This window comes from Faecalibacterium sp. I4-3-84, assembly GCF_023347255.1.
Lineage (GTDB): Bacteria > Bacillota > Clostridia > Oscillospirales > Ruminococcaceae > Faecalibacterium > Faecalibacterium taiwanense.
Map to the genome: position 1 here is coordinate 1,363,620 of NZ_CP094466.1, position 22,120 is coordinate 1,385,739.

Consider the following 22,120-nt stretch of genomic DNA (forward strand, 5'->3'; position numbering starts at 1 on the left):
CGGAATGTGCGGCAGCCCCTTTTTCATCTTCCGGCAGTTATTTTACCCAAATCAGCCCTGTCGGATTGTGCTATCTATACAAATAGCAAGGCGAATGGTTGTTTTTTGGTTGACAAATTTCAAAAAGAACGGTACAATAGAAAAGTCCTCAATTGGAGGACGTCCATTCATTCAAGCCCCTGGTAAGCTTACTGATCAGCGCGATGGTCCCAAAACCAAAGGTATGGTTACAATCCTTCCGTGGGCAAGAACTAACTAAAGAGGAGATACTACTATGTTTGAAGACAAGACTCTGGTCTGCAAGGACTGCGGTAAGGAATTTGTTTGGACTGCTGGTGAGCAGGAGTTCTACGCATCTCGCGGCTTCGAGAATCAGCCCCAGCGCTGCAAGCCCTGCCGTGATGCCCGCAAGAACGGCGGCGCACGCAGCAACAGCGGTGAGCGTCAGATGTTCGATGCTGTCTGCGCAGCTTGCGGCAAGGCTTGCAAGGTTCCCTTCCAGCCCCGTGAGGACCGTCCGGTCTACTGCTCTGACTGCTTCGCTCGCATGAAGCAGAACTAAGCGCTAATTTTTATTTAAATCGGTAACAAAAGGCCCGCTGTCGAAAGGCAGCGGGCCTTTTTGTATTCAGAGCTTCTCCTGTCTGCTTACGCAGCCATGACGGAGGAAGTCTTTCACACCAGCGGCGCAATAAACTTGAGCAGGATGCCCGCCAGATGCAGCAGCTTTTTGCCCTGCCAAATGCTTTCTCTCGTCTGCTCCACCCTGCGGCACCGGGTGAGCGTATCCTGAAAATCCGCTTCCATGTTGGCAATGCAGTCGGTGCCTCGCATCCAGACCGCGTTTTCAAAGTGATGGTACAGGCTGCGGTAGTCCAGATTGATGGTGCCCGCCACAGCTTCCACGCCGTCGGCGATCACAATCTTCGCATGGGTAAAGCCGGGCTGCCACTCGCTGATCTTCACACCCGAAGAAATCAGCGCCTTGTAGTGGGTCTTGGCCAGTGCATAAACGAACCACTTATCCGGCTTGCCGGGCAGGATCAGGTGCACATCCACACCGCGCTCTGCCGCAAAGCGCAGGGCCGTTTCCAGCTCGCCGTCTAAAATCAGATACGGCGTGATGATATGCACATACTTCCGGGCGCGGTTGAGCATATCCATGTACACCATTTCGCCCACCCGCTCACCGTCCAGCGGGCAGTCTCCGTAGGGCACCACAAAGCCCTTGGCGTTTGCTGCCGCCGGGATGGGATCGGACAGGAACTGCTCAAACTCTGGCTGGCGCTGGATGCTCCACATCTGCAAAAACAGCGCCGTCATGGAGCGCACACCTTCGCCTTCCAGCATCAGGGCCGAGTCCTTCCAGCGGCCATACTTTTCTATGTGGTTGATGTACTCATCTGCCAGATTCACGCCGCCGGTAAAGCCCACCTGGCCATCAATGACCAGAATTTTGCGGTGGTCGCGGTAGTTGTAGTGGGTGGAAACGAAGGGCGTGACCGGCGAGAACACCTTGCACTGGATGCCCAGCGCTTCCAGCCGGCTGGGGTAATCCCGCGGCAGGGTGGAAAACTCGCAGGTGCCGTCATACATCACACGCACATCCACCCCCTGCGCCGCCTTGCGGGCCAGCACTTCCAGAATGCGGCCCCACATCAGGCCTTCATCCACGATGAAATATTCCAGAAAGATGTATTTTTTTGCCGTTTCCAGCTGGCGCAGCATTTCATCGAACATAGCTTCGCCGCCGTTGAAGTAGGTGGCCACCGTGTCGGCATAGACCGGAAAGCCGCCGCCCTTGCCCCGCAGATACCGTGCCAGCGGCATCGCTTCGGGTGCCTGCTCCTGCAAAAGCTCCACGGTCTGCTCATTCTGCGGCAGCTGGGCGCGGGTCCGGCCCTCCAGATCCAGCAGGCGGCGCTTCAGGGCATTGTGGCCCACATCACTTTTGGTGTACCAGAACAGCGGCACGCCCAGCACCGGCATCAGCGCCGTGACCACCAGCCATGTAATGCGCACGCTGTTGTCCATGTCCTGATTGAGCAGATAGACCATCATTGCCGCTGTTACCAGCAGGGTGCCGCCAAAATAATGCGGCAGCAGCTCGCCGAACCACTGCAGCAGGCTGAACAGCGCGAACGCCTGTAAAAGCAGCAGAACCAGCACCAGACCAAAACGGCTGAAAATAGCGTGTACCACGCCCTTCTGTCCCCGTTTGAGCAGGCGGATGCCGCCATCCTCAAACACCCGGACCTTGTCCTTCATATTTTGCTGAAATTGTTTTTTCTGCATGGCATTTTCCCTTATCTCGCACATTTGCAGCCCTGGGGCTGTAAAAATGTGCCGGTTTGTGTTATGATGTACAGGAACAAGCCCGCCCGGCGCTGTGTCCCGGACAGGCAGCTTTGTACCTATTATAATCCATTCCTGCCCTTTTTTCCACCCAAAGCGGCAGGATGATGTAGGAGGGACCCCTATGAATAATCTGATCATTGGCATTGCAGGCGGCTCCGGCAGCGGCAAGACCACCCTTGCTCTGCGGCTGAAGGAGCGTTTTGGCGAGGATGAAGTGCGCCTGATCTCCCACGACAGCTATTACAAGCGCCACGACGAGCTGCCCTTTGAGGAGCGCTGCAAGCTGAACTACGACCATCCGGATGCTTTTGACAACGCCTTGCTGATCTACCATCTGCAGGAGCTGAAGGCAGGCCGCGCCATCGACTGCCCGGTGTATGACTACTCCAACCACAACCGCAGCGACAAGGTGCAGCACATCGAGCCCGCACCGGTGCTGATCGTGGAAGGCATCCTGCCCTTTGTGGAACCGGAGCTGTGCGCCCTGTTCGACTACAAGATCTATGTGGACACCGACGCCGACGAGCGCATCCTGCGCCGTCTGGTACGCGACGTGAAGGAGCGCGGCCGCAGTCTGGACAGCGTGATCGAGCAGTACCTGACTACCGTCAAGCCCATGCACGAGGCCTTTGTGGAGCCTAGCAAGCGCAACGCAGACATCATTGTACCCAACGGCGGCGAGAACACCACCGCCATTGAAATGCTGGCTCACCACATTCGCAGCCTGATCGAGAAGGCAAATATGATGTAACGTCTTTACGATTTAAATGCCCTCCGCATTCGCTCTGGGCATATTCAGCGGAAATCTTATTTTTAATTTCATCATGCACGCAAAAGGAGCCACCGCACAGTTTGTGCAATGGCTCCTTTTTTCTTATCTCAGTGGATAGAGGTACGCACCAGTGCGCGCTTGAGACGCGCCTGAGCCAGCTCGTAGTCCCGCTGAGCGAGGTTCTTCTGCGCAAGGATCTCCTCCGCGCGCTTCTTGGAAGCCTCGGCGCGGGCCTGATCGATCTCCTCGGCCCACTCCCATGTGGTGGCGACCAGACGCACTTCGCCATCCAGCACGCTCAGCAGCCCGCCCATGCAGGCGGCGCGGCGGCGCTGGCCCTCGGCATCCACGATATGGGCTTCGCCCATGCCCAGCGCGGTGCAGTAATCCCCGTGTTTGGCAAGGATGGCCAGATCGCCGTCAATGGCGCGGCAGACGATGCGCTCGGCCTGCCCGTCAAAGGCGCAGCCGTCCGGCGTGACCACCGTCAGATGAAAGGTCGTCATGGTTTACCCTTTCTTCGCTTTTGCGAACACGTCATCGATGGTGCCCGCGAACAGGAATGCGCTCTCGGGCAGCTCGTCGCACTCGCCGTTCAGGATCATCTTGAAGCCGCGCAGGGTCTCCTTGAGCGGCACATACTGGCCGGGCATACCGGTGAACTGCTCTGCCACGTGGAAGCTCTGGCTCAGGAAGCGCTGTACCTTGCGGGCGCGGCTGACCGTGCGCTTGTCTTCCTCGCTCAGCTCGTCCATGCCCATGATGGCAATGATGTCCTGCAGCTCCTTGTAGCGCTGCAGCACCTTCTGGACGGCGCGGGCGATCTCGTAGTGCTCCTGACCCACGACCTCCGGGCTGAGGATGCGGCTGGTGGAATCCAGCGGGTCCACAGCGGGATAGATGCCCTGCGAAGCGATATCACGGCTCAGGACCGTGGTGGCATCCAGATGGGTAAAGGTGGTGGCAGGGGCCGGGTCGGTCAGGTCGTCGGCGGGCACGTAGACGGCCTGCACCGAGGTGATGGAGCCCTTGCGGGTGGAGGTGATGCGCTCCTGCAGAGCGCCCATCTCGGTGGCCAGCGTGGGCTGGTAGCCAACAGCGGAGGGCATACGGCCCAGCAGTGCGGACACCTCAGAGCCTGCCTGCGTGAAGCGGAAGATGTTATCGATGAAGAGCAGCACATCCTGATTCTTCACATCGCGGAAATACTCTGCCATGGTCAGGCCGGACAATGCCACGCGCATACGGGCTCCCGGGGGTTCGTTCATCTGGCCATAGACCAGCGCAGTCTTGTTGATAACGCCGCTCTCGGTCATTTCGCCGTACAGGTCATTGCCCTCACGGGTGCGCTCGCCAACGCCGGTGAACACCGAGTAGCCGTTGTGCTCGGTGGCGATGTTATAGATCAGCTCCTGGATCAGGACCGTCTTGCCGACGCCTGCACCGCCGAACAGACCGATCTTGCCGCCCTTTGCGTAGGGGCAGATCAGGTCCACGACCTTGATGCCGGTCTCGAGGATCTCGGTGGTGGACTGCTGCTCCTCGTAGCTGGGAGCAGGGCGGTGGATGGGCCAGTAGGCCTCCGGGGCCGGGGCGGGCTTGTTGTCCACGGGCTCACCCAGCAGGTTGAACACGCGGCCCAGACACTGGTCGCCCACGGGCACTTTGATGGGTTCGCCGGTATCCACGGCTTCGGTGCCGCGCACCAGACCATCGGTGCTGTTCATTGCAATGCAGCGCACCACGTTATCGCCGGTGTGCTGTGCCACCTCGACCACCAGCTTTTCGCCGTGGTTGTCGATCTCGATGGCGTTGAGCAGCTCCGGCAGCTGGCCATCCTCAAACTGGATGTCCAGCACCGGGCCGATGACCTGGAGCACCTTGCCGATATGTTTTTCGGACATAGGCTACAACTCCTTTTTGATAGGTTTTAAATCTCCGCGCCGGCCACGATCTCGGTGATCTCCTGCGTGATGGCAGCCTGACGGGCACGGTTATAATACAGATTCAAATGGTCGATCATCTCACCGGCGTTCTTGGTGGCGGCATCCATGGCAGTGCGGCGGGCTGCCAACTCACTGGCTACGCTCTCGCACACGGCACCGTAGACGATGCCTGCCACATACTCCGGGATGATCGCGCTGAATACTTCCTCGCTGCTGGGCTTGTACAGGATCTGGCTGCGGCGGGCATCCGCCTTCTGCTGCTCGGTGGGCTCGATGGACAGCGGCAGCACCTCCATGGTGGCTGCGGTCTGGGTCATCATGGAATCGAACCGGGTGTAGCAGATCTTTACCGCATCGTACTCGCCCTTGAGATATCCTTCCGTGATCTGGCGGGACAGCTGGAAGCACTCGCCCACCGAGACATCTGCCGCCAGCAGCACTTCCTGCGTGAACAGAGGCACCTCGTGATGGACGAAATACTCTGCCGAGCGCTTGCCGATGGGCAGCACCAGCACCTCGCCTTCTTCGGCCCCGGCCTGCTTGAGCACGTTGGAATTGTATCCACCGGCAAGGCCGCGGTCGCCTGCAATGACGATGAGCAGGGTGCGCTTCACTTCGTCACGGCGCAGGTAGGGGTTGCGGGCGCGGGGGTCGGCCGCGGCGATCTTGGTCAAAGTCTCATGCAGCGTTTCAAAGTAGGGGCGGCTGTGCTCCACCCGTTCCTTGGCGCGGCGCATTTTGGAGGAAGCCACCAGTTCCATTGCCTTGGTGATCTGCATGGTGCTCTCTACGCTTTTGATGCGCAGCTTGATGTCCTTCATGGAACCAGCCATGCGTTACGCCTCCTTCCTTAGTGCGCCTTGACGAAGCTGTCGGTATAGGCTGTGAGCACGCTCTTAAGCTGCTCCTCAGTGTCCTTATCCAGATTGCCGGTGGTGCGGATGGTCTCCATGACGGCGGCTCCCGCAGCATTGTTGTCCAGATATTCGTACAGGCCCTTCTCATACTCGGCCACGTCCGGCACCTTGACCTTCACAAGGTGATCGTGAATGGTCGCATACAGGATGGCCACCTGCTTTTCCACAGGCACGGGAGCGGAGCGGTTCTGCTTGAGCACTTCCACGATGCGCTCGCCCTGTGCAAGGCGGGCCTTGGTGTCGGCATCCAGATCGGAACCGAACTGTGCAAAGCTCTGCAGTTCGCGGTACTGGGAGTAGATCAGCTTCAGAGTGCCGGCGACCTTCTTCATGGCCTTGATCTGGGCATTGCCGCCCACGCGGGACACCGAGATGCCGGGGTTGACTGCCGGCATGACACCGGAGTGGAACAGCTCCGTCTCCAGGAAGATCTGACCATCGGTGATGGAAATGACATTCGTGGGGATGTAGGCGGAAACATCGCCCGCCTGCGTCTCGATGATGGGCAGAGCCGTCAGGCTGCCGCCGCCCAGCTCATTGGAGAGCTTGGCCGCGCGTTCCAGCAGACGGGAGTGCAGATAGAACACGTCGCCGGGGTAAGCCTCACGTCCCGGGGGACGGCGGATCAGCAGCGACAGTGCACGGTAGGCCACGGCGTGCTTGGACAGGTCGTCGTAGATGATGAGGACGTGCTTGCCCTGATGCATGAAATATTCGCCCATGGCACAGCCGGAGTAGGGTGCGATATACTGCAGGGGCGAAAGCTCGGATGCCGTTGCGGACACCACGATGGTGTAGCCCATAGCACCGGCCTCGGTCAGACTCTGCACAAGGTTTGCCACGGTAGAGCGCTTCTGGCCGATGGCAACGTAAATGCAGATGACGTCCTTGCCCTTCTGGTTGATGATAGTATCGGAGGCGATGGTGGTCTTGCCGGTCTGGCGGTCGCCGATGATCAGCTCGCGCTGGCCGCGGCCAATGGGGATCATGGAGTCGATGGCCTTGATGCCGGTCTGCAGCGGCTCCTTGACCGGCTGACGGTCGATGATGCCGGGAGCGCGGCTTTCAATGGCGCGGAACTCGGTGGTCTCGATGGGGCCTGCGCCGTCGATGGGCTGGCCCAGCGCGTTGACCACGCGGCCGATCATGGCTTCGCCCACCGGCACGGACACCACCTTGCCGGTGCGCTTGACAGTGCTGCCTTCCTTGATGCCGACGTCGGAGCCCAGCAGAACGATGGAGACGGTGTTCTCCTCCAGATTCTGGGCCATGCCGTATTCGCCGTTATCAAACTGAAGCAGCTCACCTGCCATGCACTTTTCCAGACCACTGGCGCGGGCGATGCCGTCGCCCACCATAATGACCGTGCCGGTCTCGCTCTGCTCGATGGCATTTTCGTAATGCTTGATCTGCGCACGGATGATCTTGGAGATCTCTTCAGGTTTCAGTTGCATCTTTGTTTGTTCACCACTCAATTCTTAAAAATCTTTCGGGTGGAAATTCGATCACAGTGTCACGGAAGCAATATCCCTGCGCAGGGCGGACAGACGGTTCTGCACCGTGCCGTCCAGCTCGGTGCCTTCGATGTCCAGCCGGATGCCGCCCAGCACTGCCGGATTGACCTTTGTTTTCAGGTCGATGGTCTTGCCGGTGAGCTTTTCCAGCTTTTCGTGCAGGCTCTTTGCCTGCTGCTCCGTCATTGCCACTGCAGTGGTCGCCGTTGCTTCCAGAATACCGTGTGCCTGATTGTAGCGCACACGGTAAGCCCGTGCACAGCCGGACAGCTCCCGCAGGGTGCCCTTCTCGCACAGGATCTTCAAAAAGTTCAGCACATAGAGGTGGACCTGATCCCGCAGTGCTTCATCCAGCAGGCCGCAGCGCTCCTTTTTGGGGATGCTGGGGGTGCTGAGCAGATGCAGGTAGTCCGGGTTTGCCTTAAAAAGCGCCACGGCTTCGTCCAGCTCACCCAGAATGCGGGCCTCCAGCCCTTCCTCCGCCGCCAGATCGTACAGACTTCCGCCGTACATCCTTGCAGTCTCGGTCATGATGCTTCACCCACATTTTTGATAAATTCGTCGATCAGATCCTTGTGGTCCTTCTCGCTGATCTCACGCTCCACCACCTTGGAGGCGATCTCCATGGCGATGCCGCCGATCTCGTCCTTGACCTCGTTCACGGCCTTCTTGCGCTCCTGCGCAATGTCGGCTTCGGCCTTCTGCTTGAGGGCAGCAGCCTGCGCGCGGGCCTCGCCCACGATCTCTTCGCCGCGGGCGGTGGCCGTCTTCTGCGCATTGGCAACGATCTCGTTGGCCTCGGCGCGGGCATTCTGCAGGTTCTGCTCGTACTCTGCCTTCATGGCTTCGGCTTCGGTGCGCAGCTTGGTGGCATCGGCGATCTGGCTGTCTGCCTTCGCCTTGCGCTCTGCGATCACGTTTTTGACCGGATTCAGCAGGAACTTTTTGAAGATGAACAGCTGGATCATCAGGTTGCAGATCTGGGCCAGAAAGGTCCAGCCGTCCAGCGTGATCAACGCCTGGTACAGTTCCATAAGCGTCTCCTTTCGTTATTTTGTAAAAGGTTCCGCTTATGCCAGGAACTTCATGAACATACCGGGTGCCAGGAAGATCAGCAGCAGGCCGGTGACGAAGCCGTAAATACCGGTGGTCTCGGAAAGTGCAACGCCCAGGATCAGGGTGCTGGTAACGTCGCTCTTGCACTCGGGCTGACGGCCCACAGCTTCACAGGCAGCAGCTGCTGCGTTGCCTTCGCCGATACCGGGGCCGATACCTGCGATCAGTGCACAGCCTGCGCCGATGCCGCAGCCTGCCAGAGCGATACCACGAGCGAGGTACTGAAAGTCAGTCATAAGATTTGTCCTCCAAAAAAGTTTTTTGTTTTGGGAGATGCCGTTGTGAGGGTTTAGTCCTCACCGGCAGCACGTTTGATGAAAATTGCGGTCAGGGTACAGAAGATGAACGCCTGAATACAGCCGCCGAACCAGTCGAAATACAGGCCCGTAAAGGCCGGGATGCCGATCTGGAACAGCTGGATCTGGCTCAAGGCACCCGGCAGCCAGCCGAAAATGACGTGGCTCAGGCTTGCCAGCGCCCAGTACAGCAGTGTGGAGATGACCGTACCGGACAAGATATTGCCAAAGTGACGGAACGCCATACTGACGGGGGTGGAAACCTCCGACAGCACATTGATGGGTGCCATGATGAAGATGGGGTCCAAAAGACCTTTCAGGTAGGAAAGGATGCCGTTGGTCTTGATCTTGTAGTACATGATCAGCACGAACACCACAATGGCCCACGCCGCCTCGGTGTTCAGGTCGGCTGTGGGGCTCCACAGGCCGATGACACTGATGAGGTTGCAGCCGATGCTCAGAGCGAAGATCGCGCCGATGAGCGGGATATACTGATCAAAGTGATAGCCCATGTTGTCGTGCACGAACTGGTCCAGCCGTTCTACGATGAACTCGGCGGCGGCCTGCCGCTTTGAGACATTTTCCAGCTTGAGGTTGCTGCCCAGCCAGATGGCAAAACCCGAAAGCAGCGCCATGACGATCCAGGTACTGACCAGGGTCTGGGTGATCTTGAAATCGCCCAGAACGGGAATGTCAGTATGGATGGTATACAGGATCTTTGCGCCGTTCAGTTCCATTTGTTACGTTTCACCCCCTTCGTCACGGGGTTCAGCTTCCGGCTCCGGTGCGGGTTCGGGGTCATCCTCCACAGAGACATCCACCGAAGGCCCGGCCGGTGCAAGAGGCTTGTACTTGCCGGTTATTTGCAGATAGTAAATTGTAACACGCGGGAAAAGCAGCGGCAGAACACCGGCAAACGGCTGGAACACCGGTGCCCCGATGGCAACGATGATCCACACCGCCTGCAAAAGCATCCGGACATTGTAGGAAGCCTGCAATGTCGCTTTGCGCCGTTTCTCATCCTGCTCGTCGATGACCTTCTGGCATACGAGGCAGATGCCCGCAAAGTTGCCTATGGCCACGGCCGCGCCGATGAGACTGCCCAGAACAACGGTATAGTCAAATTTCACCCAGCCAACCAGGTGCAGAGCTGCAAAGATCACCCACATGACGGCGGTACAGATGGCCGTGCCGCAGGCAATGCGGGTCAGCTCCTTTTTGGATTCCGGCTGCAGTTTCATAAAGGGAAACCTCCTGTTAAGTTTACTGATGCGAGTTGAACCCCACCCGCTTTGGTTTTTCCTTTTTGGTGCGGTCCATGTGTTCCTTTGCAAAATACCAGAAGTTCTGTGCCCCGGCAGCAAGCCCCAGCAGGATGGCCGGCAGGAACACCCATTCCGGCCAGCTCCAGTTGTTCACCGCCCACCATGCACCGCCCAGACACATGACCAGCGGCAGCAGCATATTCAGGCCCAGCTGGGTCAGCCAGACAAGATCCTCCAGTGCCTTATACCAGCCCTTCAACCTGCGTTTCCTCCCTGTGTGATGTGCCTTTGCAAAAGCCAGATTCTGGATTCTTTGCCAAGGATTTGCAGTCAGCAAAAAATCTTATAACGATAGTATAATTCAAACCGTTCGTTTTTTCAATCAATTTTCCACTGTTTTCTAGCAAAATTTCATAGTTTGTTCACACTAATGTCGTAACTGTACGCCCTGTATGGAGTTTGTGCGTCTGCGGGCACATCAATACCAAAAGTTTGATGGATCTGTTGTGCAGAATGCAAAAAGCCGCCCGGCTCTTTGGGAACCGGGCGGCAGCTGTTATGCAGTTTTCAGGACATTACCAGAGGTTTGCCGTCTCGTTGTACAGGCCCTCGTAGCTCTTGGCGGAGACATCCCAGCTGAAATCGCACTCCATGCAGTGGTGCACGAGGTTCTTCCAGTTCTCCTTGTCATAGTAAGCATTCTGTGCGTTGCAGCAGGCCACATACAGCTCGTGGGCATTGTAGCCCGCAAAGGTAAAGCCGTTGCCCTCGCCCATGGTGCTGTCGTGGATGGAGTCGCGCAGACCGCCGGTCTCGCGGACGATGGGAGGCGTGCCGTAGCGGCAGGCCACCATCTGTGCCAGACCGCAGGGCTCGCTCTTGGAAGGCATGATGAAGGCATCTGCGCCTGCGTAGATTTCCTGCGACAGGGCCGGCTCGAAGCCGATGTAGGTGCCAACGCGGCCCGGATGGCGTGCGCACAGGTCGGAGAAGAAGTTCTCGTACTGGCTCTCGCCGCTGCCCAGAACGACCAGCTCGATGCCGCGATCCACCAGACCATCGGCGATGCTCTGCACCAGATCAAAGCCCTTCATGCCGACCATGCGGCTGACCATGGCAAAGACGGGGCTGCCGTCCTTGTGCAGGCCGAACTTATCCTGCAGGGCTTCCTTGCACTTTGCCTTACCCTCTTCAAAATTGGTGATGTCGTAGTTGAAGGGGATGTTCTTATCCGTAGCGGGATCGTTGGAATCGGTATCGATGCCGTTCAGGATGCCGCACAGCTTGTACTGCTTCTCCCGCAGCAGGGCGTCCAGACCATAGCTGAACCACGGGTCGAGGATCTCCATGGCATAGGTGGGGCTGACAGTGGTGATCTTATCGGCAGTCTCGAAAGCACCCTTCATGAAGTTTGCGCAGCCATCGTACTCCACGATATGCTGGTCGCGGCGGCCGATGCCGCAGGTGTCCTCCAGAATGTCGGTGCCGTACTTGCCCTGATAAGCAATATTATGGATGGTGAAGATGGTCTTGATGCGGTTGAACTTATCCAGATGGCGATAGTACAGGTTCAGGTACACCGGCACCAGAGCGGTCTGCCAGTCGTTGCAGTTGATGATATCGGGGGTGAAATCGATGTAGAACAGGGTCTCTAAAACGGCGCGGGAGAAGAAGGCGAAACGCTCGCCGTCATCGTAGAAGCCGTACAGGCCGCGGCGCTTGAAGTAATACTCGTTGTCCAGGAAGTAGTAGGTCACGCCGTTCCGCTCGGTCTTGAACAGGCCGCAGTACTGGCTGCGCCAGCCCACGGGGACGGAATAATTGGTCACGTACTCCAGCGTATCACGGAACTTCAAATCGCCGTACAGGGGCATGATGACGCGGGCATCCACGCCGTCCTTGACCAGAGCCTTGGGCAGGGCACCCGCAACGTCGGCCAGACCGCCGGACTTTGCAAAAGGGGCAGCTTCCGAAGCAGCATACAGGATTCTCATAGGATCGCTCCTTCCATATAGTGGGATATTTTCGTTCTCCCCCACCGCCCTTGCAGGCAGCACGAACCATTTTTACAAAAGAGCAGGCGGGGGCACACAGATGCCCCCGCCCCTCTCAAGAGGGGCTACCGGGGAGGAAGCCGCCCCTATGGATAACTCAGTAAAATCAGACGGTGTGGTTCTTCTGCACGTACACCGGGAAGCTCTCGGTGCCGGACAGCTTCTTGCCGGCGGTGATCTTCACGTTCTTATCGGTAACAACGCAGTCCAGCTCAGCATTGGCTTCCACAACGGTGTCCTGCATGAGCACGCAGTTCTTGACGACGGCACCCTTCTTGACCTTGACGCCGCGGAACAGCACACAGTTCTCCACCGTGCCCTCGATCACGCAGCCGTCGGCCAGAATGGAGTCGGTCACCTTGCAGCCCGGCACATAGCGGGTGGGGTTGTCGTCGCGGATCTTGGTGTAGACCGGGCTCTTCTTGGGGAACAGCTTTTCCAGATTCTCGTCATCGGTCAGCTTGAGGTTCTCGTCGAAGTAGCTCTTCATGTCACAGACATGTGCAACATAGCCGGTGTACTCCAGAGCGTGGATGTTCAGGATGTTGACATTGTGGGCCAGAATATCGCGCTCGAAGTAGATCAGGCCGCGGGAGGTCGCATCCCGGACCAGCTTGAGCAGGGTCTCGCGCTCCAGAACATAGATGTTCAGGTCAAGGTTCTGCACGCCGGGGCGGTAATCGTTGAACAGCAGCTCGGTCACACGGCCGTCGGCATCAACGGTCAGGGTGTAGTTGTCATTCTTGCGGCCCTCGGGGATCTCGGTCTTCTGGTAAGCGATGGTCACATCGGCACCGCTTGCCTGATGAGCAGCCAGCAGAGCGTTGAAGTCGTAGTTCAGGGCAACGTTGGCATCGCTCATGACCACGTACTTTTCCTTCTGGTTCTCCAGGAAGTTCATGATGGAGCCCAGAGCTTCCACACGGCCGGAATAGATGCGCACGCCCTTCTCAGCGAAAGGCGGCACGATGTTCAGGCCGCCGTGACGGCGGGCCATATCCCACTCACGGCCGGTGCCCAGATGATCCATCAGGGAGTGGTAGTTCTTGCGCACCACGATGGAGACATTGGAGATACCGCAGTTTGCCATGCTGGACAGAACAAAGTCCACCATACGGTAGCGGCCCGCGAAGGGGATCGAAGCCATTGCGCGCTCGGTCACCAGCTCGGGGACGGTATTATCATAACTGTTGGGGAAAATAATACCCAACGCATTGGTGTTCTGGCTCAGCATACTTCCATACCCTCCTTGACGGATTCAAAGACTTTGGCACCTTCCTTGACGGTTGCGCCTGCGCCGACGGTCAGGCCGGTGCCCACATGGGCAATGGGGCCATCGCCGCCCACTCGTGCACCTGCACCGACCACAACATCCTCCGCCAGGATGCAGCGCTTGACAACAGCACCAGCCTTGACCACAACGCCATCCATCAGGACTGCGTCCTCAACGGTAGCGCCCTCTTCCACAACAACGCCTGCGCTCAGCACAGAGTGATGTACATTGCCGTAGATCTTGCAGCCCTCGGTGATGAGGGAATCCTGCACCACAGCGCGGGGGCCGATCTTCTGCGGAGGCAGGACCGGGTTGCGGCTGTAGATTTTCCACTTCTCGTCGAAGATATCGATGCCGGAGTTTTCGGGGTCCAACACTTCCATGTTGGCTTCCCACAGGCTGTCGATGGTGCCCACGTCACGCCAGTAACCGGCAAAGCGGTAGGCGTACATCTTGCGGCCGTCGCGCAGCAGGGCGGGGATGATGTTCATGCCAAAGTCGTTCTTGGAGTTGGGGTCTGCTTCGTCCTCTTCCAGATACTTCTTCAGCACATCCCAGTTGAAGATGTAGATGCCCATGGAAGCCAGATTGGACTTGGGTACCGGGGGCTTCTCCTGGAACTCGGTGATGCGGTCGTTCTCGTCAGCCACCATCAGGCCGAAGCGGGAGGCTTCCTTCCAGTCCACTTCCATAACAGCCACAGAGAACTCTGCGCCCTTTTCCTTGTGGAAGCGCAGGAAGTCGGCGTAGTCCTGCTTGCAGATCTGGTCGCCGGACAGGATGATCACATACTCGGGATCGTAGCTGTCGATGAAGCCGATGTTCTGGTAGATGGCGTTTGCAGTGCCCTTGTACCAGTCGGTGCCCTTTGCCTGCTCGTAGGGCGGCAGGGTGTGCACGCCGCCGTGCAGACGGTCCAGATCCCAGGGCTGGCCGTTGCCGATGTACTCGTTCAGCTTCTGGGGCTGATACTGGGTCGCGATGCCAACGGTGTCGATGTTGGAGTTCACGCAGTTGGACAGCGGGAAGTCCACAATGCGGTACTTACCGCCGAAGGACACTGCGGGTTTTGCCGTTTTCTGTGTCAGCGCGTACAAGCGCGAGCCACGTCCACCGGCAAGGATCATTGCCACAATTTCTTTTGCCATAGCTTTATTCTCCCCTTTAACATTAACATTTCCGTTGTTCGGAAATGAGCGTCAACATGTGCGGTATGGGTCGGCCGAAGAGCCGGGTCATTCCTTGGGCTCCTTCGGTTTGCGGGTGCGTTTTGCGGGTGCTTTTTCCGCCTTGGGTTCTGCCTCTGCCTTGGGCTTGCGGCCGCGCTTTTTGGGTGCTTCCTCGGCCTTTTCCGGCTCAGCCTTTGCCTTGCGGGCGGTCTTTTTCACCGGCTTTTCCTCTGCAGCGGCAGCTTCTGCCTTGGGCTTGCGGCCCGGCTTCTTTACCACCTTTGCTGCAGCTTCCTCCGCAGCGGTCTTTGTCTTTTTGGCTGCGGTCTTTTTTCCCGCCTTATCGGTCTTGTCCGCTGCGGCCTTGCGGGTGCGCTTGGCGGGCACTTCAAAATACAGGGTGCTCATGGGCGGCAGGGTGATTGTGATGCTCTGCTCAAACCCGTGCATCGGCTTTTTGTGGGTGCGCACGGCCTTGTTGTGGACTGCGCCGGAACCGCCGAACTCTGCATCGTCGCTGTTCAGGATCTCCTTGTAGGATCCGGCCACCGGTGCACCCAGCGTATAGCCCTCGCGCAGGACGGGGTTGAAGTTGCACACCACAAGGATCTGCTTGCCGGAGGTATCCTTGCGCAGGAAAGCGATGACGCTCTGCTGCGAGTCATCCGGCACGATCCACTGGAAGCCCTCCCAGCTGTAATCCACCTGCCAGAAGGCGGGGTGATCCTTGTAGAAGGCGTTCAGGGTCTTGACGTAGGTCTGCAGCTCGGTGTGTTTATCGTAGCCCAGCAGCATCCAGTCCAGCGGCTTTGTCTCGTTCCACTCAGCGAACTGGCCGAACTCCTGACCCATGAACAGCAGCTTCTTGCCCGGGTGGGCCATCATGTAGCCAAAGAAGGTGCGCAGGTTTGCAAACTTGGCGTCGTACTCGCCGGGCATCTTGTTGATCAGGCTGCCCTTGCCGTGCACCACCTCATCGTGGCTGATGGGCAGCACAAAGTTCTCGCTGAACGCATAGAAGAAGCTGAAGGTGACCTTGTTGTGGTTGCCGGCACGGAAGAGCGGGTCGGTCTTCATGTAGCTGAGCATATCGTTCATCCAGCCCATGTTCCACTTGAAGTTAAAACCAAGGCCGCCGTCCGAAGCAGGCTTTGTGACCATGGGCCATGCAGTGGATTCTTCCGCGATCATGTACTTGTGGGGGTGACGGCCCAGCACGGTGTCGTTCAGCTTGCGCAGGAAAGCAACAGCCTCCAGATTTTCCTTGCCGCCGTCCTTGTTCGGCTCCCACTCGCCCTGCTTGCGGTTATAGTCCAAATACAGCATGGATGCCACCGCGTCCACGCGCAGACCGTCGATATGGTACTGCTCCAGCCAATACAGTGCGCTGGAGATCAGGAAGCTCTGCACCTCGCTGCGGCCGAAGTCGAACACCATGGTGCCCCACTCCTTATGTTCGCCGCGCTTCGGATTCGGGTCCTCGTAGCAGGCTTCGCCATCAAAGTTGTACAGGCCGAACTGATCCTTCGGGAAGTGAGCAGGCACCCAGTCCATGATCACACCGATGCCGGCGGCATGGAGCTTATCCACAAAGGCCATCAGGTCCTTGGGGGTGCCGTAGCGGCTGGTGGGTGCAAAATAGCCGGTGACCTGATAGCCCCAGCTGCCGTCAAACGGATATTCCATGACCGGCAGCAGTTCCACATGGGTATAGCCCATCTCTGTGATATACGGGATCAGCTCGTCTGCCAGCTCGGAATAATTGTAGGGCTTGCCGCCCTCCTTCATCTTCCAGCTGCCGGCGTGCATCTCGTAAATATTCATCGGGCTGTTGATCACATCAGCCTTTTTCTGTGCTGCCTGCCATGCATCATCGTGCCACGCAAAACCACTGATATCGTAGACCTTGCTGCCGTTGGACGGGCGGGTCTCGGCGTGGAACGCATAGGGATCTGCCTTATAGACCAGATCACCTGCACGGGTGGTCACGCAGTATTTATAAACATCATATTCCTTCATGCCCGGGATGAACAATTCCCATACGGAATCGCCATCCACCTTGCGCATCGGATGGCTGCCCGGCTTCCAGCTGTTAAAGTCGCCCACCACGCTGATGGCTACAGCATGGGGTGCCCACACGCGGAACACCACGCCCGATTCACCGGCGCGCGTTTCCATGTGTGCGCCAAAGTAGCGGTATGCTTCACAGTTATTGCCCTGTTTGAACAGATACACCGGCAGGTCCGATGCATTGCTTTGGATCTTCTCCTCGGTCGGTTTCATAGACTGCTCCTCCCCGTACAGATGCACAAAGCGCACCTGTAGCTTTTTACCCTTTTATATTAAAGAATTTTGGTCTTTTTTTCAAGAGTTTCGCCGCATTTTACTGTAAAATTTACCATAATCTTTTCGTTGATATTTTTTCCTTATATACATACCCGCCAAATTTTTACAAATTTTATGGTGAATCCTGCCAATCTGACAATAAAAAAGAGCCTCTGCGCACCCTCCCAAAGGGAAGGTGTACAGAAGCTCTCTGTTTCTGTTGAAAATTTTCAGTTCCGGTTTCCCCGGTTCTTTTCGGCCTGCTCACTCCACCACGTAGACGTTCACCTGAATGGCTCCATTGATCACGCTCTCGGCGTAGGTCTCGTAGAACAGGTCCACAAGGATCTGGCCCTTCTGCACGGCAATGCCGGTATCGGTAGCCACCGCATAGCCATACACGAACTTGCCGTCGGTGGAAGTGATATACAGCTTGGTACCGTAGGGGATCACATCCGGGTCCACAGCCACAGTGCCGTAGCCCAGACCCAGACCGGAAGAACCCTTGCCGGTCTTGGAATAGTAGCCGGTGGCCTTGCCGGTGAGCACCTTGCTGTAAGAGGCGGGTGCATTGGTGGTGCCGTCCGGGCCGGTCAGCGGGGAGACCGGCGCGCCTGCGCCATAGGTCTTGATGACATGGTTGGTGGGCTCCACAGTGGTGGTAGAATCCACCACGATGCTGTTTTCCAGCTCGCCGTCCACATAGCGGTCGCGGGTGGTGATGGTCTGCTGGCCCTCAGCGCCATGGCGCACGGTGGTGGTACGGCCGGTATTGCGGAAATACAGGCTGGTGTAGACGTACTCGGTATCGTAGGGGATGGCCTGCGTCTCCACACGGTCGGTGTAGTCCACGCGGTGCACCGTGATGGTGGAACCTGCGCTCACCAGCTGGTCCAGAGCAGGCTCGGTGTAGTCGTCACCCTCTAGGGTGATACCGGCACGCTTCAGGGCATCCGCCACGGTGCCGAACACCATTTTGACGGGGTACTCCTGACCGTCGGCAGTGATGCTGACGGAGAATGCGCGCTCAATGTTCAGGGCGGCAAGATTGCCGCTGTAGGCCGTGTAATAGACCTGATCGCCCTCTTCGGACTGGATGCCGGAAAGGTTCATAACCTGTGCAGGGTCGGTCTCGGAGGTGAGGATCACCTGCCGGGCACCATTGGAGTCTGTGACGTAGGTCAGCCGCAGATTCGCAGCGGTCACACTGAGTGTAGCCACGAGGCACACGACCATGACACAAAACGCCAGCACACGGGGAGAGACTGCATGCTTGCAGTCCGACAATGCTTTCTTCAATTTTACGGAAGCGATACGAGACAACTCCTCTCTTTTCAAAATTGGCTGCGGCTGCGGACATGTTTTTCATGCCCCGGCCGCCCGGACTGCGGGGCGGGCAGAAGCCATCTGGCCCCACAATCAAATACGATGCCCTCTTTTTGGTAAAATCGAGCATCGTATACAATTTGGACTCCGCTGCGGAGGGTGCAGTTACCCTCCCGGCCCAGACCCCATCTGCCCGCGCCGCGCCGTATATAAGACGGCTTTTTACTTCATCCAGATAAATTTTAAACGCTGCAACGTCTGTTGGTTCCGTTGAGCGGGTCTTATTTTACCAGCCCAATGGCCATTTGTCAAATCACCTCCTCACACTTTGTTAGTTTTTTGACGTTATTTTTTGTGCAATTTTAACATTGTTTTCTCCAAAATATTGTTTTTTCGGTTATTTCCTTCCGATTTTTGACCTGTTTTCTGGGGTGTTTTGTTCACGAATTTTTAACATTTATTTTGGATTTTTTGCACCGGAAACTGCACTTTTGGGTTTCGTTTTCCCATGCGGCATGCGGCCAAAAATCGCTGGTTTTCCGTACAAAACCACCTCTTTTTCATCCCATTTTTCACCCACAAAGAACTGTGCGAATTACCCATGAAAAGCGCCTTCCGGCAAAATGCCGAAGCGCAGAAATTTGTGCAGCAAAAGACCACACTGGCAGCTGCCGGGCAGCGGCTGTACAATCAAACAAAAAACAGAAAGGAAGGTTTTCAAGTGAACATCAAGATCATTCAAAGGCAGTGCGGCGGCACCGAATTTCTGTCCCAGCCGCACCGCCTGCACCTCGGTGCACAGAACGCTGCCGGTGTGGACGAGCTGTGCTTCACACTGCCGGAAGCATGGGCCGGGTGCACCGTTGCGCTCTACCTGCGCCGCAGTGACGGCACCCTGCTGGCACCGGTCTCACTGGACACGCAGCACTGCGTCACCGTGGACCGCCGCCTGACCGGAAGCACCGGCGGACAGTGGATGCTGGCAGCCATCGATGCCAGCGGCTACGCCGCCTACACCCGGCCCGGCAGCTACGACACCTACGCCATCCTGCCCATCGACGGCGGCGCGGAAGAGCTGCCGCCCTCGCAGTATGAGCAGTTCGTGGCGCGTGTGCTGGAAAGTGCCAGTACCGCTTCCACCGCCGCGCAGCGTGCCGCTGCCAGTGCTGCAAGCACGGCATCCAATGCGGCACAGGCCCAGACCGCGGCACAGCGCACCAGCGCCGACAGTGCCGCTGCATCCCGCTGTGCAGCCCGTGCCGAGGCTGCTGCCGCACGGGCAGAGGAGCTGGTGCCTACCGGCGGTCAGGTAGTGAGCGTGAACGGCAAAAGCGGCATCGTAAAACTGACGGCGCAGGATGTGGGGGCGCTTCCCTGCCCGGCAGTTCCGGTCTCCGGCCGGCTGCTTCGGGTGCTGAGCGTGGACCCCAACACCGGGGCCGTGTTGACCGATACTGCCGCCATGCCGGATCTGTCGCCCTACCTGCGCAGCAGCACGGTGCCCACGGCTTCGGCCCCCGGCGCAGTGCGGGTGGACCCTGCCTGCGGCATCAACGTGCGCAGCGACGGAACCCTGATCACCGCACCAGCTGCCCGCAAACAGCTGGACAGCATGACGGATTCGCTTCTGCCGCTGACCGCAGCCCTGCTGCCTTATGGCGTGAAGAAGGCTCTGACCACCGCCGCAGCCGCCGGGAAATGGACCGCTGCCGAAAAGGCAAACGCCCTGCGCACCCTCGGTGCCGATTTTTCTTCCTATTATACAAAGGAAGATGTCGATGCTCTGCTGGCCGCACCCAGCTCCGCTGCCTACCCGGTGGGCAGCATCTACCAGAGCACCGACCCCACCAGCCCTGCCGCCCTGTTTGGCGGCACATGGGAGCAGATCGCATCGGAGCGCGTGCTGATGGGTGCCAGCAGCAGCCACAAAGCGGGCACCACCGTGAAGGCCGGACTGCCGAACATCACGGGTACAGCCAATGGCGGTGTATTGTCCGTGTCAACCCCCCAAAGTAATGGAGCTTTTGGAGCCACGCATTACGATAGCAGTTTGTCGTATTTAAGTGGCGACGTGCGTCGCTTATCTACATATAACCGCACTTTTGACGCTTCCCGCTCGAACCCGATCTACGGTGCAAGCGATACCGTGCAGCCCGCCGCCTACTATGTTTACATCTGGCACCGCGTGGCATGAGAAAGGAGGTTTTGAACCATGAAGATCATTGACGAGAACGGTACAGCCATTGAGACCCCTGACCTGACGCTTGGGCATCTGGTGGGCGGCACCGAGCCGGTGGAGCACCCCGCCGTGGAAGGCGTGGAGGAAGTGAGCCACTACGAGACCGTAACGGAGTATCCCGGCGGCGGCAGGGATGTGCGGAAGGTCATCGATGTGCCGGGCGTGACTGCGCAGGCCGCATGGACCGAACAGGTGCCGGTGCAGCGGTACATCCGCTATACGGAAGAAGAATTGGCCGCGCGGGAAAAAGAGCGCCAGCAGGCCGAGGAAGCAGCCCGTCTGCCCGAAACGATCGCCAGCCTGACCCGCCAGCTGACCGACCTGCAGCTGGCCCTGTGTGAACTGTACGAAGGAGGTGGTGTGTAATGGCAAGGATCTATGCGGCCCTGATCCGCAAGGGCATCAAAACGCTGGAGGATGTGCCCGCCCGGCTGCGGGGCGCCGTGGCAGCGTTGCTGCAGGAGGACGGCCATGCTTAACGTTTACTCCCGCACAAGGGATGGCGAAACGCTGCTGAGCCGCGGCTTCCGCGCAAAGGAATTTGCCTGCAAAGACGGCACCGACCCTTTGTTTGTGGACAGCGAACTGGTGCAGGTGCTGCAGGCCATCCGTGACCACTTTGGTGCTCCGGTGGTCATTACCAGCGGCTACCGCACCGCTGCACACAACAGGGCTGTGGGCGGGGCGGTTTACAGCCAGCATCAGTATGGCCGTGCCGCGGATATCCGGGTGTCCGGCGTGCCGGTGGAGCAGCTTGCCGCCTACGCCGAGACCCTGCTGCCCGGCACCGGCGGCATCGGCCGCTACCCCGCAAAAGGCTTTGTCCATGTGGATGTGCGCAAAGCAAAAAGCCGGTGGGCCGGGTAAAGGCGGTGAATGGAATGGAAACGATCTTATCCGCTGTCATTGCCGGGGCCGTGACCCTGATCGGCGTGCTGATCGCCAACAGCCGCAGTCAGGCCGTGACCGACACCAAGCTCGAAGAGCTGACCCGCGAGGTGCGCGAGCATAACAATTTTGCCCGCCGCGTACCGATTTTAGAAGAACAGATGAAGGTGGCCAACCACCGCATCGCTGACCTTGAACAAAATGAGAAAGTGAGGAATTGATATGAACTTTGGTAAAATTTCTGCCGCCACCATCGCCCGCACCGCTGTGCTGCTGCTTGCCCTGACCAATCAGGTGCTGAGCGCTCTGGGCAAACCTATGCTGCCCATTGAGAGCCAGACTGTGGAACAGCTGGTGACCGCCGGCATCACCACCGTGGCCGCGCTGATCAGCTGGTGGAACAACAACAGCTTCACCTCTGCAGCCATTCAGGCCGATGCCGAATACGCCCGCCTGAAGCAGAAAAGTGAGTGAGAAAGCCCTCGAAGCAGTGTATCAGTAGTACTTTTTGACTGAAAAGTATTACTGATGCAGTCATCTTTCACAGCAGCCCCGGAAGGCACCCAGACAGCCTTTCCGGGGCTTTTTTGCTGCCCAGATGATTCGTTCACGCAGATTCAAGAACGTTTCGCGCAGGTTTCGATGACTTTCGCACTGAAATC

At 58.1% G+C, this 22,120-nt stretch carries 24 protein-coding genes; 8 read left to right on the forward strand and 16 right to left on the reverse strand.

Features of this window, described 5'->3' with window-relative positions:
* Window positions 1-274 precede the first annotated feature (274 nt).
* Window positions 275-562, forward strand: coding sequence for a zinc-ribbon domain containing protein (locus MTP41_RS06770; RefSeq protein ID WP_005921120.1), 288 nt, complete (start codon window positions 275-277; stop codon window positions 560-562).
* Between the two features lie 113 nt (window positions 563-675).
* On the opposite strand, the gene MTP41_RS06775 is transcribed toward MTP41_RS06770, so the two are convergent.
* Window positions 676-2,295 (reverse strand): phospholipase D-like domain-containing protein, encoded by a 1,620-nt coding sequence (locus MTP41_RS06775; protein WP_249236465.1) that lies wholly within the window; start codon window positions 2,293-2,295, stop codon window positions 676-678.
* Between the two features lie 184 nt (window positions 2,296-2,479).
* Between MTP41_RS06775 and udk the strand changes: the two genes are divergently transcribed.
* A complete protein-coding gene (udk, locus tag MTP41_RS06780; RefSeq protein ID WP_249236466.1) occupies window positions 2,480-3,109 on the forward strand; it encodes a uridine kinase in 630 nt (209 codons plus the stop codon).
* A 128-nt stretch (window positions 3,110-3,237) separates the two neighbouring features.
* Here udk and atpC read toward each other — a convergent pair whose 3' ends face one another.
* The 15 genes from atpC to MTP41_RS06855 form a co-directional block, all read right to left on the reverse strand.
* Window positions 3,238-3,636, reverse strand: coding sequence for an ATP synthase F1 subunit epsilon (gene atpC / locus MTP41_RS06785; protein WP_097777132.1), 399 nt, complete (start codon window positions 3,634-3,636; stop codon window positions 3,238-3,240).
* Window positions 3,637-3,639: 3 nt separating this feature from the next.
* Complete coding sequence (gene atpD, locus MTP41_RS06790) at window positions 3,640-5,034, reverse strand: F0F1 ATP synthase subunit beta (RefSeq protein ID WP_005938088.1); 1,395 nt, start codon at window positions 5,032-5,034, stop codon at window positions 3,640-3,642.
* 26 nt (window positions 5,035-5,060) lie between these two features.
* The gene (gene atpG, locus MTP41_RS06795) at window positions 5,061-5,909 is read right to left on the reverse strand and encodes an ATP synthase F1 subunit gamma (protein ID WP_005938091.1); all 849 of its coding nucleotides are present in this window, start codon (window positions 5,907-5,909) and stop codon (window positions 5,061-5,063) included.
* Between the two features lie 17 nt (window positions 5,910-5,926).
* Window positions 5,927-7,447: a F0F1 ATP synthase subunit alpha gene (gene atpA, locus MTP41_RS06800; protein ID WP_097774385.1), complete on the reverse strand. Its 1,521-nt coding sequence runs from the start codon at window positions 7,445-7,447 to the stop codon at window positions 5,927-5,929.
* 51 nt (window positions 7,448-7,498) lie between these two features.
* Window positions 7,499-8,038, reverse strand: a complete 540-nt coding sequence (atpH, locus tag MTP41_RS06805; RefSeq protein WP_249236467.1) for an ATP synthase F1 subunit delta — start codon at window positions 8,036-8,038, stop codon at window positions 7,499-7,501.
* A complete protein-coding gene (gene atpF, locus MTP41_RS06810) occupies window positions 8,035-8,541 on the reverse strand; it encodes a F0F1 ATP synthase subunit B (protein ID WP_097774383.1) in 507 nt (168 codons plus the stop codon). Before atpF ends, atpH begins: the two co-directional genes overlap by 4 nt.
* Before the next feature lie 36 nt (window positions 8,542-8,577).
* Window positions 8,578-8,859: an ATP synthase F0 subunit C gene (gene atpE, locus MTP41_RS06815; RefSeq protein ID WP_005930278.1), complete on the reverse strand. Its 282-nt coding sequence runs from the start codon at window positions 8,857-8,859 to the stop codon at window positions 8,578-8,580.
* Window positions 8,860-8,912: 53 nt separating this feature from the next.
* Window positions 8,913-9,656: a F0F1 ATP synthase subunit A gene (locus tag MTP41_RS06820; RefSeq protein ID WP_120120561.1), complete on the reverse strand. Its 744-nt coding sequence runs from the start codon at window positions 9,654-9,656 to the stop codon at window positions 8,913-8,915.
* Window positions 9,657-9,659: 3 nt separating this feature from the next.
* Window positions 9,660-10,160, reverse strand: a complete 501-nt coding sequence (locus MTP41_RS06825; RefSeq protein ID WP_005938105.1) for an ATP synthase subunit I — start codon at window positions 10,158-10,160, stop codon at window positions 9,660-9,662.
* Window positions 10,161-10,182: 22 nt separating this feature from the next.
* Window positions 10,183-10,443 carry an AtpZ/AtpI family protein gene (locus MTP41_RS06830; RefSeq protein WP_044953278.1) on the reverse strand — a complete coding sequence of 87 codons (261 nt, stop codon included), beginning with the start codon at window positions 10,441-10,443 and terminating at the stop codon, window positions 10,183-10,185.
* A gap of 316 nt (window positions 10,444-10,759) precedes the next feature.
* A complete protein-coding gene (locus MTP41_RS06835) occupies window positions 10,760-12,178 on the reverse strand; it encodes a glycogen synthase (RefSeq protein WP_249236468.1) in 1,419 nt (472 codons plus the stop codon).
* 166 nt (window positions 12,179-12,344) lie between these two features.
* Entirely contained in the window at window positions 12,345-13,472 is a 1,128-nt protein-coding gene (glgD, locus tag MTP41_RS06840; protein WP_118526553.1) for a glucose-1-phosphate adenylyltransferase subunit GlgD, read from the reverse strand.
* A complete protein-coding gene (locus tag MTP41_RS06845) occupies window positions 13,466-14,659 on the reverse strand; it encodes a glucose-1-phosphate adenylyltransferase (protein ID WP_097777127.1) in 1,194 nt (397 codons plus the stop codon). Before MTP41_RS06845 ends, glgD begins: the two co-directional genes overlap by 7 nt.
* An 87-nt stretch (window positions 14,660-14,746) precedes the next feature.
* Window positions 14,747-16,963, reverse strand: coding sequence for a 1,4-alpha-glucan branching protein GlgB (glgB, locus tag MTP41_RS06850; protein WP_249236469.1), 2,217 nt, complete (start codon window positions 16,961-16,963; stop codon window positions 14,747-14,749).
* A 306-nt stretch (window positions 16,964-17,269) separates the two neighbouring features.
* Window positions 17,270-18,226 (reverse strand): 3D domain-containing protein, encoded by a 957-nt coding sequence (locus tag MTP41_RS06855; RefSeq protein WP_249236470.1) that lies wholly within the window; start codon window positions 18,224-18,226, stop codon window positions 17,270-17,272.
* A gap of 826 nt (window positions 18,227-19,052) precedes the next feature.
* Between MTP41_RS06855 and MTP41_RS06860 the strand changes: the two genes are divergently transcribed.
* Genes MTP41_RS06860 through MTP41_RS06880 form a run of 6 tightly spaced genes read left to right on the forward strand, consistent with a single transcriptional unit; the run spans window position 19,053 to window position 21,932 of the window.
* On the forward strand, window positions 19,053-20,525 hold the full coding sequence (locus tag MTP41_RS06860) for a phage baseplate protein (RefSeq protein ID WP_133300971.1): 1,473 nt from the start codon (window positions 19,053-19,055) through the stop codon (window positions 20,523-20,525).
* Window positions 20,526-20,543: 18 nt separating this feature from the next.
* Complete coding sequence (locus MTP41_RS06865) at window positions 20,544-20,936, forward strand: hypothetical protein (RefSeq protein WP_097777124.1); 393 nt, start codon at window positions 20,544-20,546, stop codon at window positions 20,934-20,936.
* Complete coding sequence (locus MTP41_RS15575; RefSeq protein ID WP_256372181.1) at window positions 20,936-21,049, forward strand: CD1375 family protein; 114 nt, start codon at window positions 20,936-20,938, stop codon at window positions 21,047-21,049. Before MTP41_RS06865 ends, MTP41_RS15575 begins: the two co-directional genes overlap by 1 nt.
* Window positions 21,042-21,437 (forward strand): YcbK family protein, encoded by a 396-nt coding sequence (locus tag MTP41_RS06870; RefSeq protein ID WP_249236471.1) that lies wholly within the window; start codon window positions 21,042-21,044, stop codon window positions 21,435-21,437. Before MTP41_RS15575 ends, MTP41_RS06870 begins: the two co-directional genes overlap by 8 nt.
* 14 nt (window positions 21,438-21,451) lie before the next feature.
* Window positions 21,452-21,679 (forward strand): hypothetical protein, encoded by a 228-nt coding sequence (locus MTP41_RS06875; protein ID WP_044953283.1) that lies wholly within the window; start codon window positions 21,452-21,454, stop codon window positions 21,677-21,679.
* 1 nt (window position 21,680) lies between these two features.
* The gene (locus MTP41_RS06880; RefSeq protein WP_005938144.1) at window positions 21,681-21,932 is read left to right on the forward strand and encodes a phage holin; all 252 of its coding nucleotides are present in this window, start codon (window positions 21,681-21,683) and stop codon (window positions 21,930-21,932) included.
* The last annotated feature ends 188 nt before the right edge of the window (window positions 21,933-22,120 follow it).

Excerpts from the sequence above, each read along its gene's own strand:
- MTP41_RS06825 (WP_005938105.1), bottom strand. The coding sequence starts at position 10,160 with ATGAAACTGCAGCCGGAATCCAAAAAGGAGCTGACCCGCATTGCCTGC.
- glgD (WP_118526553.1), bottom strand. The coding sequence starts at position 13,472 with ATGCTGAGCCAGAACACCAATGCGTTGGGTATTATTTTCCCCAACAGT.
- MTP41_RS06865 (WP_097777124.1), top strand. The coding sequence starts at position 20,544 with ATGAAGATCATTGACGAGAACGGTACAGCCATTGAGACCCCTGACCTG.
- udk (WP_249236466.1), top strand. The coding sequence starts at position 2,480 with ATGAATAATCTGATCATTGGCATTGCAGGCGGCTCCGGCAGCGGCAAG.
- atpF (WP_097774383.1), bottom strand. The coding sequence starts at position 8,541 with ATGGAACTGTACCAGGCGTTGATCACGCTGGACGGCTGGACCTTTCTG.
- MTP41_RS06880 (WP_005938144.1), top strand. The coding sequence starts at position 21,681 with ATGAACTTTGGTAAAATTTCTGCCGCCACCATCGCCCGCACCGCTGTG.
- MTP41_RS06845 (WP_097777127.1), bottom strand. The coding sequence starts at position 14,659 with ATGGCAAAAGAAATTGTGGCAATGATCCTTGCCGGTGGACGTGGCTCG.
- MTP41_RS06770 (WP_005921120.1), top strand. The coding sequence starts at position 275 with ATGTTTGAAGACAAGACTCTGGTCTGCAAGGACTGCGGTAAGGAATTT.
- atpA (WP_097774385.1), bottom strand. The coding sequence starts at position 7,447 with ATGCAACTGAAACCTGAAGAGATCTCCAAGATCATCCGTGCGCAGATC.
- MTP41_RS06870 (WP_249236471.1), top strand. The coding sequence starts at position 21,042 with ATGCTTAACGTTTACTCCCGCACAAGGGATGGCGAAACGCTGCTGAGC.
- MTP41_RS06820 (WP_120120561.1), bottom strand. The coding sequence starts at position 9,656 with ATGGAACTGAACGGCGCAAAGATCCTGTATACCATCCATACTGACATT.
- atpE (WP_005930278.1), bottom strand. The coding sequence starts at position 8,859 with ATGACTGACTTTCAGTACCTCGCTCGTGGTATCGCTCTGGCAGGCTGC.
- atpD (WP_005938088.1), bottom strand. The coding sequence starts at position 5,034 with ATGTCCGAAAAACATATCGGCAAGGTGCTCCAGGTCATCGGCCCGGTG.
- atpH (WP_249236467.1), bottom strand. The coding sequence starts at position 8,038 with ATGACCGAGACTGCAAGGATGTACGGCGGAAGTCTGTACGATCTGGCG.
- MTP41_RS15575 (WP_256372181.1), top strand. The coding sequence starts at position 20,936 with ATGGCAAGGATCTATGCGGCCCTGATCCGCAAGGGCATCAAAACGCTG.
- glgB (WP_249236469.1), bottom strand. The coding sequence starts at position 16,963 with ATGAAACCGACCGAGGAGAAGATCCAAAGCAATGCATCGGACCTGCCG.
- atpC (WP_097777132.1), bottom strand. The coding sequence starts at position 3,636 with ATGACGACCTTTCATCTGACGGTGGTCACGCCGGACGGCTGCGCCTTT.
- MTP41_RS06835 (WP_249236468.1), bottom strand. The coding sequence starts at position 12,178 with ATGAGAATCCTGTATGCTGCTTCGGAAGCTGCCCCTTTTGCAAAGTCC.
- MTP41_RS06875 (WP_044953283.1), top strand. The coding sequence starts at position 21,452 with ATGGAAACGATCTTATCCGCTGTCATTGCCGGGGCCGTGACCCTGATC.
- MTP41_RS06775 (WP_249236465.1), bottom strand. The coding sequence starts at position 2,295 with ATGCAGAAAAAACAATTTCAGCAAAATATGAAGGACAAGGTCCGGGTG.
- atpG (WP_005938091.1), bottom strand. The coding sequence starts at position 5,909 with ATGGCTGGTTCCATGAAGGACATCAAGCTGCGCATCAAAAGCGTAGAG.